Origin of the sequence: Methylibium sp. (assembly GCF_013817365.1) — a bacterium.
Taxonomy (GTDB): domain Bacteria; phylum Pseudomonadota; class Gammaproteobacteria; order Burkholderiales; family Burkholderiaceae_C; genus Methylibium.
This window is the reverse complement of sequence record NZ_JACDCU010000056.1, coordinates 1-13823: the sequence shown is the minus strand read 5'-3', so window position 1 is coordinate 13823 and position 13823 is coordinate 1. Positions and strand designations below refer to the sequence as shown.

16 protein-coding genes are annotated in these 13823 nt (G+C 65.1%); 9 read left to right on the top strand and 7 right to left on the bottom strand.

The window, feature by feature from the left end; translation table 11 throughout:
• Positions 1-202 precede the first annotated feature (202 nt).
• From H0W38_RS05800 to H0W38_RS05780, 5 genes are read right to left on the bottom strand one after another with little or no spacing between them, the layout of a single operon-like run.
• On the bottom strand, positions 203-1333 hold the full coding sequence (locus H0W38_RS05800) for a mandelate racemase/muconate lactonizing enzyme family protein (protein WP_292452055.1): 1131 nt from the start codon (positions 1331-1333) through the stop codon (positions 203-205).
• A 20-nt stretch (positions 1334-1353) separates the two neighbouring features.
• Positions 1354-1791, bottom strand: a complete 438-nt coding sequence (locus tag H0W38_RS05795) for a tripartite tricarboxylate transporter TctB family protein (RefSeq protein WP_292452054.1) — start codon at positions 1789-1791, stop codon at positions 1354-1356.
• Between the two features lie 16 nt (positions 1792-1807).
• A complete protein-coding gene (locus H0W38_RS05790) occupies positions 1808-3325 on the bottom strand; it encodes a tripartite tricarboxylate transporter permease (protein ID WP_292452053.1) in 1518 nt (505 codons plus the stop codon).
• 36 nt (positions 3326-3361) lie between these two features.
• Positions 3362-4378 carry a tripartite tricarboxylate transporter substrate binding protein gene (locus H0W38_RS05785; RefSeq protein ID WP_292452052.1) on the bottom strand — a complete coding sequence of 339 codons (1017 nt, stop codon included), beginning with the start codon at positions 4376-4378 and terminating at the stop codon, positions 3362-3364.
• Positions 4375-4647: a hypothetical protein gene (locus tag H0W38_RS05780; protein ID WP_292452050.1), complete on the bottom strand. Its 273-nt coding sequence runs from the start codon at positions 4645-4647 to the stop codon at positions 4375-4377. Before H0W38_RS05780 ends, H0W38_RS05785 begins: the two co-directional genes overlap by 4 nt.
• Positions 4648-4788: 141 nt before the next feature.
• Between H0W38_RS05780 and H0W38_RS05775 the strand changes: the two genes are divergently transcribed.
• Entirely contained in the window at positions 4789-5430 is a 642-nt protein-coding gene (locus tag H0W38_RS05775; RefSeq protein WP_292452049.1) for an XRE family transcriptional regulator, read from the top strand.
• Between the two features lie 8 nt (positions 5431-5438).
• On the opposite strand, the gene H0W38_RS05770 is transcribed toward H0W38_RS05775, so the two are convergent.
• Positions 5439-5765, bottom strand: a complete 327-nt coding sequence (locus tag H0W38_RS05770) for a ferredoxin family protein (protein ID WP_292452047.1) — start codon at positions 5763-5765, stop codon at positions 5439-5441.
• A gap of 7 nt (positions 5766-5772) precedes the next feature.
• A complete protein-coding gene (locus H0W38_RS05765; protein ID WP_292452046.1) occupies positions 5773-6174 on the bottom strand; it encodes a cupin domain-containing protein in 402 nt (133 codons plus the stop codon).
• A gap of 134 nt (positions 6175-6308) precedes the next feature.
• Between H0W38_RS05765 and H0W38_RS05760 the strand changes: the two genes are divergently transcribed.
• The 8 genes from H0W38_RS05760 to meaB form a co-directional block, all read left to right on the top strand.
• Positions 6309-6935 (top strand): DJ-1/PfpI family protein, encoded by a 627-nt coding sequence (locus H0W38_RS05760; RefSeq protein ID WP_292452044.1) that lies wholly within the window; start codon positions 6309-6311, stop codon positions 6933-6935.
• A gap of 236 nt (positions 6936-7171) precedes the next feature.
• The gene (locus H0W38_RS05755; RefSeq protein ID WP_292452042.1) at positions 7172-8161 is read left to right on the top strand and encodes a TRAP transporter substrate-binding protein; all 990 of its coding nucleotides are present in this window, start codon (positions 7172-7174) and stop codon (positions 8159-8161) included.
• A gap of 43 nt (positions 8162-8204) precedes the next feature.
• On the top strand, positions 8205-8759 hold the full coding sequence (locus H0W38_RS05750; RefSeq protein WP_292452040.1) for a TRAP transporter small permease subunit: 555 nt from the start codon (positions 8205-8207) through the stop codon (positions 8757-8759).
• A gap of 75 nt (positions 8760-8834) precedes the next feature.
• Positions 8835-10196: a TRAP transporter large permease subunit gene (locus tag H0W38_RS05745; RefSeq protein ID WP_292452038.1), complete on the top strand. Its 1362-nt coding sequence runs from the start codon at positions 8835-8837 to the stop codon at positions 10194-10196.
• 154 nt (positions 10197-10350) lie between these two features.
• Complete coding sequence (locus H0W38_RS05740; protein ID WP_292452036.1) at positions 10351-10980, top strand: TetR/AcrR family transcriptional regulator; 630 nt, start codon at positions 10351-10353, stop codon at positions 10978-10980.
• A gap of 10 nt (positions 10981-10990) precedes the next feature.
• Positions 10991-11431, top strand: a complete 441-nt coding sequence (locus H0W38_RS05735; protein WP_292452034.1) for a cobalamin-dependent protein — start codon at positions 10991-10993, stop codon at positions 11429-11431.
• 2 nt (positions 11432-11433) lie between these two features.
• On the top strand, positions 11434-13122 hold the full coding sequence (locus H0W38_RS05730) for a methylmalonyl-CoA mutase (protein WP_292452032.1): 1689 nt from the start codon (positions 11434-11436) through the stop codon (positions 13120-13122).
• Positions 13122-13823: methylmalonyl Co-A mutase-associated GTPase MeaB (gene meaB / locus H0W38_RS05725; RefSeq protein WP_292452030.1), on the top strand; the 702-nt coding region annotated here is incomplete at its 3' end. The genes H0W38_RS05730 and meaB, both read left to right, overlap by 1 nt.

Below are 13823 nucleotides of genomic sequence, written 5' to 3'. Positions count from 1 at the left end.
AGCTCGATGTGATGTTCCTCGGCTTCATCAGCTTCGCGCTGATCGCGGATGGACTGCGGTTGTGTTAACAGGCCCTAGTCATGGCGTAGGCCAGGCGCAGCAACTCATGCAGGACCCTGATGCGCCTTGCGGCGCGAGCCTCGCTTTGTCCTGTCAGCGCTTGCGCGCCAGAGCAACTACTGTGGCGCCCTACGGCTGTCGCTCAAGCGTAGCGATACGCAACCCGGAACGGCCCGAGCGCGCCCAGATCGACCTCGACGCCCAGGCCCGGCGCTTCGCCGAGATCGGCCCGGCCGTTGCGGATGGTGTTCAGCGGCCCGGCCAGCAGGCTTCTCAGCGGGTTCGGGTTGGCGTCGATCTCCAGCAGACCCGTGCCGTTGCCGGTGGTCAGAAGGTGCGCCGAGGCCAGCAGCCCGATGCCGCCGCCGAGAAAGTGCGGACAAAAGCGCTTGCCCGCCGCCTCAATGAGCGAGACGAGCGGTCGGCAAGCGCTGAAGCCGCCCCACTTGGCCATGTCTGGCTGCACCACGTCGATCGCGCCGGCAGCCAGCGCGGCCTGGAAGGCGTCGCGGCCGGCCAGGTTCTCGCCCGCCGCCAGAGGCACGGCGCCCAGCGCCTGTAGCTGTTGCCATTCCGACCACGGGCGGTCGGCCCGCAAGGGTTCCTCCAGCCAGCTCAGTGCGTAGGGTGCCAGCAGGGGCAGGTATGCCAATGCCTCGTCGAGCCGCAAGGCCTGGTTGGCGTCGGCCATCAGCGAGGCCGCATCGCCCAGCGTTTCGCGCAGCGCCGTCAGGTTGCCGAGATCGCGCTCTCGACCGAAGCCGATCTTCTGCTTGAAGGCCGTGTAGCCCTCGCGCTGACGCTCGGCCGCAAGGCGCTGGGGATCGGTCGGGTTGAGGCCGCTGGCGTAGACGCCGATGTTCGCCGTGCGCCCGCCCAACAGACGCCATAGCGGCAACTTGCGCCGGCGCGCAATACAGTCCCATACGGCGATGTCGACACCGGCGATGGCTTGGGCAAAGGGGCCGGGCTCGCCGCATTGCAGGGCCAGGACTTCGGTGCGCTGGGTCAGCTTGTCGAACAGTGCTGGGGCGTCCTCGATGGCTTCGCCGCAGGCCAGGGGCGAAAGCACGTGATCGACCAGGCGCGCACGGTGCTCGGCGCCCACCTGCGGAAAGTTGCACCAGACCTCGCCCCAGCCGGTGAAACCGTCCTCATCGACCGCCTGCACCAAGACCATCGGCCGGTCGGTCATCAGACCGAAGGAGGTTTGCACCGGTGTGGCAACGGGGGCTCGCAGCACATGCGCGTTGACGGACTTCAGTCGGAACACGGGGTGCGGTCTCGCCGGCCTCAGAACTTCAGCGCAGGCAACAGCACGCCCGCCGGCAGCCGCACACCGAGAACCTGCTGGAACAGGAGCTGCAGAGCCATCACCAGGACCAGGCCGACGACGGCATAGAGGGCCGCTTTGCGCAGCGACGGCCGCTCGCCGCCGGCAATGAGGGCCAGCGCGACGAAGCCGACCCAACTCGCGAGCGTGAAGCCTGCGACTTCGAGCATCAGGATCCAGACCAGCATGACGACCATCAGTGCCAGGCTGCTCAGCAGCCCGCTCGACGAGCCCTTCGCGTCATCGGGTCCCTTCCCGAGCAGAGTGCGCCCCAGGACGAACAGGCTGCCGAGCAGCATGGCGCCGCCCGTCACACGCGGAAAGATCGAACCGAACTGCGAGAACTCGTTGGCTTTCCACAGCATCACCGCGGCGACCGCGGCGATCAGCGCCGCCATCAGCGCCGCACCGGCATCACTCTTGCGACGTGAGCTCATTGCGTAGCTTCCTTTTTTTCTTGCGGCGGGCAATCACCGGGTACATCAGTGTCAGGACAGCGATCGCGATGATCGCGATCGAGATGGGACGCCCGAAGAACATGCCCAGCAGGTTGTCGGTGGCCGAGCCGATCATCCAGGCCTGAACGAAACCTTGTTCGGCCAGCGGCCCGAGGATCAGGCCGAGCACGATCGGCGCCGCCGAGTACCCGAAGCGGCCGAGCATCCAGCCGACGATGCCGACGCCGAACATCACGATCACGTCGTCGATGTTGCCGTGGATCGCGTAGCTGCCGATCACGGTGAGCAGCGCAATGGCCGGCACCAGGATCGCCTTGGGCACCGCGATGATCGAGCTGTAGGCATAGCGGCCGAGGACGAGGCCGACCGGCAGCATCAGCACGGTCGCGATGAGCAAACCGAACATGAAGGTGTAGACGATGTCGCTCTGCTCGGTGAACAGGGAGGGCCCCGTTTTCACCCCTTGCACGAGCAGCGCGCCGAGCACCACCGCGTCGGCCGGCGTTCCCGGAATGCCGAGCACCAGCGTGGGAATGAAGCCGCCCCCGACGGTGGCGTTGTTGGACGATTCACTGGCGATGAGGCCGCCCGGGTTGCCGTGGCCGAAGGTCTCGGCCGACTTGGAGGCGCGCCGGGCCTCGGAGTAGGCGATCAGCGCGGCGATCGAGCCGCCCGCGCCCGGCAGCACGCCGATCACCGTGCCAATGACCGAGCTTCGCGCGAGATTCAGCTTGTTCGCCAGCGAGATGCGGATCGCTTCACCCAGCCGGTAGCTGGCCACCTTGCCCTCGATGCGCAGGTGCTCTTCCTTCGTGGCCACCAGGTCGATCAGCACGGGAATGCAGAACAGGCCGATCAATGCCGGGATCACGCCGATGCCCGACAGCAGGATGGTCGAATCCATCGTGTAGCGGATGTCGCCGCCGATCACCGCCGAGCCCATCATCGACATCATCAGGCCGATGCACGCGCCGACGAGGCCCTTGACCCAGTCGCCGCCCGACAGCGCCGCGACCAAGGTGAGGCCCAGGATGGCCAGCCAGAAGTACTCGATCGGCCCGAACGCCAGGGCCACTTCGGCCAGCGGTGGCGCCAGCATCAGCAGCGCGAGCCCGCCGATCAGGCCGCCGAAAACCGAGGCGATGCAGCTCACCGTGATCGCCAGGTCGCCGTCGCCCCGTTTGGCCATCGGAAAGCCGTCGAAGGTGGTGGCCACGGCCGACGGCGTGCCCGGCGTGTTGAGCAGGATGGCCGAGTACGCCCCGCCGTAGATGGCGCCGGTGTAGATGGCGCCCAGCATGATGAGCGCCGGCGCCGGCTCCATCGTGAAGGTGAAGGGCACCAGCACCGCCACCGCCATGGTCGCCGTGAGGCCCGGCAACGCCCCGATGGCGGTGCCGGCAGCCACACCGATCAGGGCCAGAAACAGGTTCTGCCACGACAGCGCCGCCAAGAAAGTATCGAACAGCTGCATGGACGCGGCTCCTTCTGTTTCAGGCCCGACGACCCGTCACTTCAGCAGCCCGACCTCGCGCGCCGCCGCTTCGTACTCCTTGCTTTGTTCCGCCATGAAGGCCGGCGCCTTGGCATAGTCGATGTCGACGAGCACGTATCCCGCCTCTTCCATCTTCTTGCGGAAGTCCGGATCCTGGTTCACCTTGCTGAACAGCGCCGAGAGCTCCTTGCGCTTGGCTTCCGGTGTGGCCTTCGGCACGGCCACGCCGCGGTACACGCCCGAGACCATGTCGAAGCCGAGCTCCTTGAACGTGGGCACGTCGGGCAGGTTGGGCAGCCGCTCGTCCAGCGCGACGGCGAGCACGCGGACCTTGTCGCCTTGCTGGATGGCGGCGGTGGTGAAGGTCATGGATGCGTTCACCTGCTTGCCCAGCATGGCCACCACGGACGTTGCCGTTCCGGAGAAAGGGACGTAGGTGGTCTTGATGCCGGCCAGCTTGTTGAACGTGGTGGCGCTGAGGTGCGGGCCGGTGTTGGTGCCGCTACCCGAGAGCGTGACGGCGCCGGGCTGCTTCTTGGCAGCGGCGATCAGATCGGCGAGGGTCTTGTAGGGGCTGTCGGCCGGCACCACGATGGCATCCGGCGTGAGCTGAAACACCGCGACGTGGACCAGATCCTCGGTCTTGTAGCCAACGTCCTTCTGCATCGGCTGCAGGAAGATGTGCGGCAGATTCGTGCCCATCACCGTCGTGCCGTCGGCCGGCATGCTGTTGAGCGATGCCCAGGCCTTCGCGCCGCCGGCGCCGGCGTTGTACTGGATCACCACGTTGTCGCCCGAAACCTTCTTCATCACCGGCTCTTGCAGCCGGGCCGTGACGTCCGACTCGCCGCCCGCCGGGAAGGGAATGATGTAGGTCAGCGTCTCGGCGGCCACCGGCGACGCAAGCATGACGCCGCCGCCCAGGCTGAGCGCCGCTACCGCTGTGCGCCAACGGCCACCCACGGCGAGGCGTTCAGCCGCGCGAGACGACGGTTCGGTGTGGTCGAGGCTACGGATGTTGCGAGTATTCATCTTCGATCTCCTTCGATTGCGCCGCTCGGCGGCGAGGTTGGATGGGGCGTTCCGAGCTTTGTCTCGGTGGAAGCGTCATTCGTTCTCGGCGGATCGGATCCACTGCCGATCAGGTCGATCTCCAGACACATCACATCGGCGCGATACGTGATCTCGGCGACGTGGATCATCGTGTTGTCCGGGTCGACGATCAACCGCCTCACGTTGGCAACGGGATCGCCAGCATCGATGCCCAACTGTTTCAGCAAGTCGTTGAGTGACGGGGCCATGCTAAGACCCTCGCTCGGGGGAACCATGCCGGAAACTACGTAAGCAACGGCCCGGGGTAGGGCGCATAGCCTCACTCGTGATGCGCGCCGAGTTGAGGGGACTCTTCATCACACGGACGGCCTCCCTAGAATCCCGCCAACATGAGGAAGCAAATCACCGAACCCAAGCAGGCCGCAGCCGATGAGCGGCAAGACCGGTTGGTCCCAGAGCAACTCGGGCAGCGTATTCGTCAGCACCGCTTGGCAGCGGGATTCACCCTGGCCCAGATATCGGAGCGCTCAGGTTTCGGGAAGGGCTACCTTTCCCGAATCGAAAACGGCAAGAAGGTTCCTCCCATTGGCACCCTGGCCCGCATCGCGGACGTGCTGGGCATCGAAGCCTCCAGCATGCTGTCGTCCGAGGACAAGGCTGCGCCATGGCGTGGAGTCAGCGTCGTTCGCCGCACCGAGAAACGGCCTACGGTCATGGGCGGCAGTGCGTTCGGATACGACTACTTCGCCGTTACCAACGCCACGGAGGGCCGTGCTCTCCAGCCGTTTGTCTTTTCATTCCCGGCCGAGGTGGACAAGTTCGTCTTCTTTCAGCATGACGGAGAAGAACTGATCCACGTGCTGTCCGGCCGCATCGAGTGGCAGGTAGGCACCGAGAAGTACATGCTGGAGCCGGGAGACACCATTCACTTCGACTCGAGGATCCCGCACAAGGGGCACAGCCTGTCCGGGCCGGCGACTGCCCTCGTGGTGATGTACTCCCCTGCGGGATTGGGTGCCAACCTGGCCTGAGCGGCGTTTCAGCCAGGCATCACGAGAAGCGCTCGCTTGTCCGGAACAAGCGCTTGCGCCTGGGCACCCGCAAGTGCCTCGGTGGCCGTCGTGACAGGCCATTGCGCGGCCAGCTCGGCATTGAGTGCCAAGTACTCCCTTTCCTCTGCGGTCAACGCCCAGTCGGCGCGAATCGCCTGCACCGGACACGCCAGTTCGCACAGGCCGCAGTTGGCACACGTCGCCGGGTTGATCGCGACGAAGTTGGGACCCTCATGGAAAGCCCCCGTCGGGCAGACCTGAGTGCAGTCGCCGAAGCGGCAGGCAATGCATGCCTGCGTGACAACGTAGGCCAAACCGGCCTCACTTGGATGCTGCGAACCCGGCGGAATTGAAGAAGATGTTCGGCTTGCGGTAGATGGCCAGCAGAAGGCAGCCTTCGTCCGATTTGGTCTCGTGCAGCGAACCCGGTTTGCGCCACACGTACTGTCCGGCGCGGCAAATGCCGTCGTGGTCGTAGAAGGATCCTTCCAGCACGTAGCTCTGTTCGATCTCCGGATGCTTGTGGAAGGGCAGAACGGCGCCCGGTTCCCACTTGAGCAGAACAGTCATTTCGCCCACAGCGTCGTCCTTGAAGAGGACTTTCATCTGGATCTTGTCGAACTGCGACTTCTGCCATTCCATCTGTGACGGATCGACATAAGTCGAACCCCCCTGGGTGGGTTCGAGCTTGCCGGCCAAACGCTCTTTGAAAGCTGAGGACATGGAGGTCTCCTGTGGAGTTGCGGTTTCGGGCGATGGATCGACTCGTTCTTTAATGCTAGCATCAAGTTGTCCAGTAGACAACTACCCTAGGCCTTCCGACGGTGTGGTTGACCGTCGATACAGCGAGACATTCCGTGCGACTGACCTTTCTTCTCTACAAGGGCGTCGAGCCCATCGACCTTGCTGCAATCGGCGTCGTCTCGATGGCGCGGCGAGTGATTCCCGAGGTGTCCTACCAAACGGTGGCAGCCAGCCTGGAGCCGGTCGAGATGTCCAACGGCCTGCGGGTGCTGCCGGACATCACGTACGACCAGTGCACCACCGCGGACGTGCTGATGGTGCCCGGGGGTCCGGGCTGGCCTGAGGCCAGCCGGGACGCACGCACCTTGGCGTTCATTCAGCGAATGGCGCCCGAGGCGACGATCTGCTCCGTTTGCACTGGGGCGATGATCCTGGCGGCCGCAGGCACCCTGGACGGCCGTGAAGCGACGACCAAGAAGGAGGTCGTGCCGCCCGAGGTTTCGCCCTTGCAGGAATTGCAGAGACGCTACCCGCAGGTGCGGGCGGTGTCTGCCCTGGTCGTCGACACGGGGGCGGTTATCACGGGCGGCGGAGTGTCCTTGTGCATCGACGCAGTGCTGCACCTCCTCAGTAGCCGCTACGGCGCAGCCGCCGCAGACGAGGTGGCGCGGATCATCGAGTACTCGCATGCGCACAAGGCGAACAAGCAGCGCTTGCCCATCGTTGCAGCCGCGGTCTGATCGGGGTGTCGTAACCGAGGGTGGTGTGAGGTGCGTGGTCTGCAGCATCGACCCTCGGGGCGACTTCCTGCGGCATCGGGTTACCGATAGCTTGACCCCTTCCGGCGCCGGCAATACTGTTGTCCATTGGGCAACCACTGGCACAAGGAACTCCGATGAAGACCTTTCCGGGAATGAAGCACTTTGCGGTTCTGACGATGGTCGCAATTGCCGCCGCGCTGGCTGCCCCGCAGGCAGTGGCCGAGGACAAGCCGGTCCGCTGGAACATGCAGAGCTGGTTCCCCGCCAAGTTGCCCCTGGCGGGAACCATGGGCAAGGAAATTGAGCGCAAGGTCCGGCTTGTCTCCGGCGGAAACATCCAGATCCGCTTCAATGAGCCCGGCGCGCTGGTCGCGCCGCCGCAATGCTTCGACTCGGTCTCTTCCGGCGCGATTCAGGCTTGCTGGAGCACGCCGGCTTACTGGCACGGCAAGGATCCGACCTTCTCGATCTTCTCTGCCGTTCCTTTCGGGCCGGAGTGGCCCGAATTGCTGGCGTGGTTCTATAGCGGCGGCGGCCGAGAGCTGTATGAGGAGCTTTATCACAAGCACAACATTCATGCGATGCCCTGCGGAGGAATGGTTCCCGAGGCTTCCGGATGGTTCAAGAAGGACGTCAAGTCGATTGCCGACTTGAAGGGCCTGAAGATGCGCATCCTGGGATTGGGCGGCTCGGTGGCAGAGAAGTTCGGCGTCTCGACGCAGTTGCTGCCAGGCGGAGACGTGTACCCGGCCCTCGAGCTGGGGACCATCGACGCTGCCGAGTTCGCCGCACCGTCGGTCGATCAGGTGCTCGGCTTTCACGAAGTCGCGAAGTTCTATTACTTTCCCGGCTGGCATCAGCCCGCCACTTTCTATGACCTGATGCTCAACAAGAAGAACTGGGACGGGCTGTCGAAGACGCAGCAGGCCCAGATCGAGATCGTGTGCGGAGACAACGTCCGCCAACTGATCGCCGAAGGCGAGGCAACCCAGTCGAAGGCGATCAAGGCGCTGCAGGCCAAGGGCGTGGACGTCCGCACCTGGGCCAAGGAAGATCTGAACGAGCTTCATGCCGCCTGGCTGAAGGTGGCGGCCGAATACTCTGCCAAGAATCCGGGGTTCAAGAAGGCGTGGGAGTCGATGCAGGCTTTTCGCACGGACTACAAGGTCTGGAAGGATCTGCAGGACCTCGACAAGCTCCGGTGAACCGTGAGCCCGCCGCTCGAAGCATCGCACGGCGCGCTTCTTCATGAAGTTCCTGCTGACCCTCAGCACCCTGCTGGCGCGCACCTCGGTCAAAACCGGCCGTGTCGCGGCCTGGGCAGGGTTCGTGTTGATGCTTGTGATCGTTGCCGACATCACCTCCCGGCGGCTCTTCTCGACAGGCTCGACCATGATGCAGGAGCTGGAGTGGCATCTGCACGCCGCGCTGTTTCTTCTGTGCCTCGGATACGGCTACATCGCGAACACGCATGTGCGCATCGATGTCATTCGTGAGCGCCTTTCGACCCGCTCCCGGCACTGGATCGAGCTGGTTGGCTGCGTGGTGTTCCTGCTGCCGTTCTATGCGTTGATGATTTATTTCGGGATCGACTTCGTGCGCCTTTCGTTCGAGCAGGGCGAGGGCTCACCGAATGTCGGCGGCCTTTCGCACTGGTGGGTGATCAAGTCGGTCATGCTGCTCGGCTTTTTCGTGGTGGTGTTGGCCGGCACGGCTGTGCTGCTCCGCCTGGTGGTCGCGCTGTTCGGCGATCCCGATGCCCGGATTGCTGCCGCCGAGGCAGAGGAGCGGCAGAAGCTCTGACGAAGATCTTGTCCATGGCAGTGGCGATCGATTCGACACGGCCGCTTTCGCCGGCCCCGCTCCCGAACGAAAACCATGCCCATCGTCGATTTGCTCCCTGTCCTGATGTTCGTGACGCTAGGCGTCCTGCTCTTCTCCGGGTATCCGGTCGGTTTCGTTCTTGGAGGGATTGCGCTCTTCTTCGGGGTGTGGGGCCATCTGCTGGATGTCTTTCCGCTGATCCAGTTCTTCAACATTCCCTCGCGCATCTTCGGTGTCGCGTCGAACTCGGTACTGGTGGCCATACCGATGTTCATCTTCATGGGCACGATGCTCGAGAAGAGCGGCGCGGCCAAGGATCTGCTGTTCTGCCTGCAGGTGATGCTGCGGCGGGTGCCAGGGGGGCTGGCCCTTTCGGTCACGCTGATGGGCACCATCATGGCGGCGACCACCGGCATCGTGGGCGCGTCGGTGATCATGCTGACCCTGCTCGCACTGCCGACGATGCTGGCGCAGGGTTACAACAAGGAACTGGCCACGGGAACGATCGGGGCGTCGGGCACGCTGGGCATCCTGATTCCGCCGAGCATCATGCTGGTCATCATGGCGGACATGCTCGCCACGTCGGTCGGGTTCCTGTTCGTCGCCGCCGTTCTTCCCGGCTTGCTGCTGGCGCTGTTCTACCTTCTATACATCTGCACGCTGTCCTTCCTGAAGCCCCATCTGGCCCCTCCCTTGTCGCGGGACATCGGCCCGGCTTCGGCCTCCGAATTGTTCTGGTGCATCGCCCGCGGCTTCGTTCCGGTGTTTTTCCTGGTGTTTCTCGTGCTCGGCTCCATCCTCTTCGGATGGGCCACTCCGACCGAAGCCTCCGGTGTCGGCGCATTCGGTGCGACGCTGCTGGCACTTTTCAAAGGCAAGCTGACCTTCAGGTTGCTTAACCAGACCTTGCAGGAAACCGCGCTCACGAACGCGATGCTCTTCCTGATCTTCGTCGGCGCCACGGCGTTTTCCTATGTCTTCAGGGCGCTCGGCGGTGATTTCCTGGTCGTGGGTTTCGTCGAAGGCATGGGCTTCGGCCCCTGGGGCCTGCTCATCCTTTTGATGGCAGTGGTGTTCTTCCTGGGATTCTTTTTCGACTGGCTGGAGATCACGCTGATCGCTCTGCCGATCTTCGCGCCGATGATCGAGTTGCTCGACTTCGGCAGCCACGTGTCCCCGGCGGACCTGATGCCCTGGTTCGCCATCCTTTTGGCGGTGAACCTTCAGACCTCGTACCTCACGCCGCCGTTCGGCATCACCTTGTTTTACATGAAGGGGATCGCACCTCCCGAGGTAAAGATCGGCCACATCTACCGAGGGATTGCTCCGTTCGTGTTGTTGCAACTGACCGGGCTGGCCCTGGTGATCATCTATCCGGAGATCGCCTTGTGGTTGCCGAAGAAGCTTCTGGGCTGAGCTGACCCGCGGCAGGGCCGAACCCGGCAGTCGCCAGGCCAAGGGACCGATGCTATGCTGTTGACCAAACAAGTGTTTGTCTTGTTTGTCCTTGCCGGTGCCTTGCGCAGCGACCCGGAAAGGGTGCCCATCAACGAAAGATCGGAGAGCGGCGATGACCAAGCTCGCTCGCGTCGAGGTTGCTCCGGAACCCGCACCCGATGCGGTGAAGGGTGCCCGCCGTGCCCACAACCGGCTGCCCCAACTGCTAGACGAGGCCGCTCGTGTCTTCGCCCTGCGAGGCTTCGCCGCCGCCTCCGTCCGCGAGATCGTCGAGCCGGTCGGCATGCTGCCCGGCTCGCTGTACTACCACTTCGAGACCAAGGAAGACCTCCTGGTCGCCGTCTACCGCGAAGGCGTTCGGCGCCTGTCGGTGAAGGTCGACGACGCGACCCTGCCGCTTCGCGAGCCCTGGACACGGCTCGAGGCCGCCTGCGTCACGCACCTCTCGGCTCTGCTGGACCGCACCGACTACTCGCGCGTCGTGATCCGCATCCGGCCCGACGACGCGCCGCTGGTTGCCGGGCAGTTGACGCTGCTGCGCGATTCGTACGAGCAGCGCTTCGTCGCCCTGATCGATGAGTTGCCACTGCCCCGCTCCGTCGCGCGACGCGACCTTCGCCTCATGCTGATGGGCGCCCTGAACTGGAGCCAGACCTGGTTCAGCGAAGACGGGGCCCTGAGCCCCGAGCAGATCGCCCGGCGCTTCGTGCGCCTTCTGAAGACCGGCCTGTTCAAACCGTGAAGGAAGCACCATGACCTCACACGACTTCAAGCCCCGGGTGCTGGTGACGAAGATCGGGCTCGACGGCCACGACCGGGGCAGCCGGATAGTCGCCGCGGCCTGCCGCGACGCGGGCATGGAGGTGATCTACACGCCGCCCTGGCAAAGCATCGACGCCGTCGTGAAGCTGGCACTCGAAGAAGACGTCGACGTGATCGGCATCTCCTCGCTGGCGACCGACCACCTCATCGTTCCCAAGCTCACCCGGGCGCTCGTTGCGGCGGGGCTGGGCAACGTGCGCGTCGTCGTGGGCGGCATCGTTCCTGACAACGAGGAAGCGCACCTGCTCGAGAGCGGCGTGCGGCAGGTCTTCCACCCCGGCAGCACGATGGACGACATCACCGCGCGCATTCGCGACTACGCCCGCGAGGCGCGGACCGAAGGCGCGGCGCAGGTCGCGAACGGAGACTGATCATGAACAAGCCGCTCCATCCATCGATTGCCGAAGGGCTCGCGCCGGCTTCCCCGCACACCGCCTGGGAAGCCGAGTACCGGGCGTCGATTCCCGACGAACGCCCGATCGAAAACGTGTCGGGCATTCCGATCCAGCCGCTCTACACGCCGCGCGACTGGCCGCAGTACGGCGCACAAGACCCGCTGAGCTACCCCGGCCAGCCCGACTACACGCGCGGCATCTACGCGACCATGCACCGGGGCCGCACCTGGACGCAGCGTCAACTGGTCGGCCTGGGCACGCCGGCCGACTACAACGCCCGCCTGCTGGGCCTGATCGACCACGGCGCCACGGCCGTTTCGCTCATTCCGTGCAACTCCGTCTATCGCGGCTACGACATGAGCTCGGTCGATGCCGAACTGCTCGGCACCTGCGGCGTGGTCATCAACAACACCGAGCACATGCAGCGCAGCCTGCAGGGCGTGGACGTGGGCGAAGTGTCGTGCGCGATGAACGACCCCTCGCCCTTCACGCTGCTGGCCTTCATGCTGATCGCGGCCGAGAGGAGCGGCACGGATTGGAAGCGCATCACCGGCACCTCCAACCAGAGCGACTACCTCTCGCACTTCGTCGCGAACCACATGTTCTACCGGCTCTCGCTGGCCGGCTCGCGCCGGGTGCTGCTCGACCACATCGCCTGGTGCAAGCAGCACGTGCCGCGCTGGAACCCGATGTCGGTCGTCGGCCAGCACATGCAGCAGGCGGGGGCCACACCCGCCGAGGCCATGGCCTTCACGCTGTGCACGGCCATCCAGAACGCCGAAGACTGCATCGCCCGCGGCATGGCGCCCGATGATTTCCTGCCGCGCTTCACGTTCTTCTTCGACATCTCGCTCAATTTCTTCGAGGAGGTGGCGAAGTTCCGCGCCGGGCGCCGCATCTGGTCTCGCGTTGCCCGCGAAAGGCTCGGCGCGAAGGACCCGCGCTCGGCCCGGTTCAAGTTCCATGGGCAGACCTCGGGCGTCGATCTGACGCGCCAGCAGCCGCTCAACAACATCGCCCGCGTCACGGTGCAGGCGATGGCCGGCATCTTCGGGGGCCTGCAGTCGCTGCACACCGATGCCTACGACGAGGCGCTGGCCACGCCGAGCGAGTTCGGCGCGCGCATCGCGGTGGCGACGCAAAACATCCTTCGCGAGGAAGCGCACCTGACCGACGTGATCGATCCGCTCGGCGGCTCGTTCTACGTGGAGACGCTGACGGACCAGATGGAAGAAAAGATCCTGTCGCTCATCGCGCTGGTCGATGAGGCCGGCGGCATGTTCAAGGCCGTCGAGTCGGGGCTGGTGCAAAGAATGATCGGCGCCTCGGCCCAGCGCTTCCAGCAGCGCATCGAGTCCGGCGAGCAGGTCGTCGTGGGCGTCAATGCGTACCAGGTGGAAGAAGATGCCAGTGCGCGGCCGTTCATCGAACGTCCCGAGCCGGCGGTGATGCAGCGACACCTGGACGACTTCGCCGCGTGGAAAGCCGCGCGCTCGACGGCCGAAGTCGACAAGGCGCTCGACCATCTCTCCCGCACCGCAGACGACCCGCAAGCCAACCTGTTCGCCGCCGTGGTCGATGGCGCACGCGCGGGGCTGACCCACGAGGAGATCTGCGCTCGGCTGCGTCGCGATCTCGGCTTCGGGCAACCGCTGATCGTCGTCTGATGCTGTCGCTCGAAGCCGGCCGGCAAGCCTTGCTCACCCGCGTGCGCTCGGGCGACCGACGGGCCATCGCGCGCGTGCTGACCTACCTCGACGACGGGGCCGCAGGGAGCCGGGAAACCGCGGAGCTGCTCGCCTCTCATGCCGGACGCGCGCTGGTGGTCGGCATCACAGGCGTGCCCGGCGGCGGCAAATCGACGCTGGTCAGCGCCCTGCTCGGCGTGTGGCTCGCCAGGGACCTGCGCGTGGCGGTGATCGCGGTGGACCCGTCGAGCCCCATCACCGGGGGGGCCGTGCTTGGCGACCGCATCCGCATGGGCGAACACGGCGCTCACCCGAACTGCTTCATCCGCTCGCTCTCCGCGCGCGGCCAGTCGGGCGGCCTGTCGCGTACCGCGCGGGCGGCGGTCGATTGCTTCGATGCGGCCGGCTTCGACCGAATCATCGTGGAGACGGTAGGTGCCGGCCAGTCGGAGACGGCCATCGCCTCGCTGGCCGATACGCGGGTGGTGGTCTGTCCGCCGGGTCTGGGTGACGACGTGCAGGCCATCAAGGCCGGCATCCTGGAGATCGCGGATGTGCTCGCGGTCAGCAAGGGCGACCTGCCGCTGGCCGAGGAGACCGCTCGCGACTTGCGGGAAATGCTCACTCTGCGCCAGGCGCTGGGCAAGGATGCCTGGGCGCCGCGCGTGATGGTGGTGAGT

Coding starts and splice junctions, on each gene's coding strand:
- H0W38_RS05730 (WP_292452032.1), top strand. CDS start 11,434: ATGAACAAGCCGCTCCATCCATCGATTGCCGAAGGGCTCGCGCCGGCT.
- H0W38_RS05750 (WP_292452040.1), top strand. CDS start 8,205: ATGAAGTTCCTGCTGACCCTCAGCACCCTGCTGGCGCGCACCTCGGTC.
- H0W38_RS05795 (WP_292452054.1), bottom strand. CDS start 1,791: ATGGCGGCGCTGATCGCCGCGGTCGCCGCGGTGATGCTGTGGAAAGCC.
- H0W38_RS05775 (WP_292452049.1), top strand. CDS start 4,789: ATGAGGAAGCAAATCACCGAACCCAAGCAGGCCGCAGCCGATGAGCGG.
- H0W38_RS05765 (WP_292452046.1), bottom strand. CDS start 6,174: ATGTCCTCAGCTTTCAAAGAGCGTTTGGCCGGCAAGCTCGAACCCACC.
- H0W38_RS05785 (WP_292452052.1), bottom strand. CDS start 4,378: ATGAATACTCGCAACATCCGTAGCCTCGACCACACCGAACCGTCGTCT.
- H0W38_RS05745 (WP_292452038.1), top strand. CDS start 8,835: ATGCCCATCGTCGATTTGCTCCCTGTCCTGATGTTCGTGACGCTAGGC.
- H0W38_RS05790 (WP_292452053.1), bottom strand. CDS start 3,325: ATGCAGCTGTTCGATACTTTCTTGGCGGCGCTGTCGTGGCAGAACCTG.
- H0W38_RS05740 (WP_292452036.1), top strand. CDS start 10,351: ATGACCAAGCTCGCTCGCGTCGAGGTTGCTCCGGAACCCGCACCCGAT.
- H0W38_RS05780 (WP_292452050.1), bottom strand. CDS start 4,647: ATGGCCCCGTCACTCAACGACTTGCTGAAACAGTTGGGCATCGATGCT.
- H0W38_RS05735 (WP_292452034.1), top strand. CDS start 10,991: ATGACCTCACACGACTTCAAGCCCCGGGTGCTGGTGACGAAGATCGGG.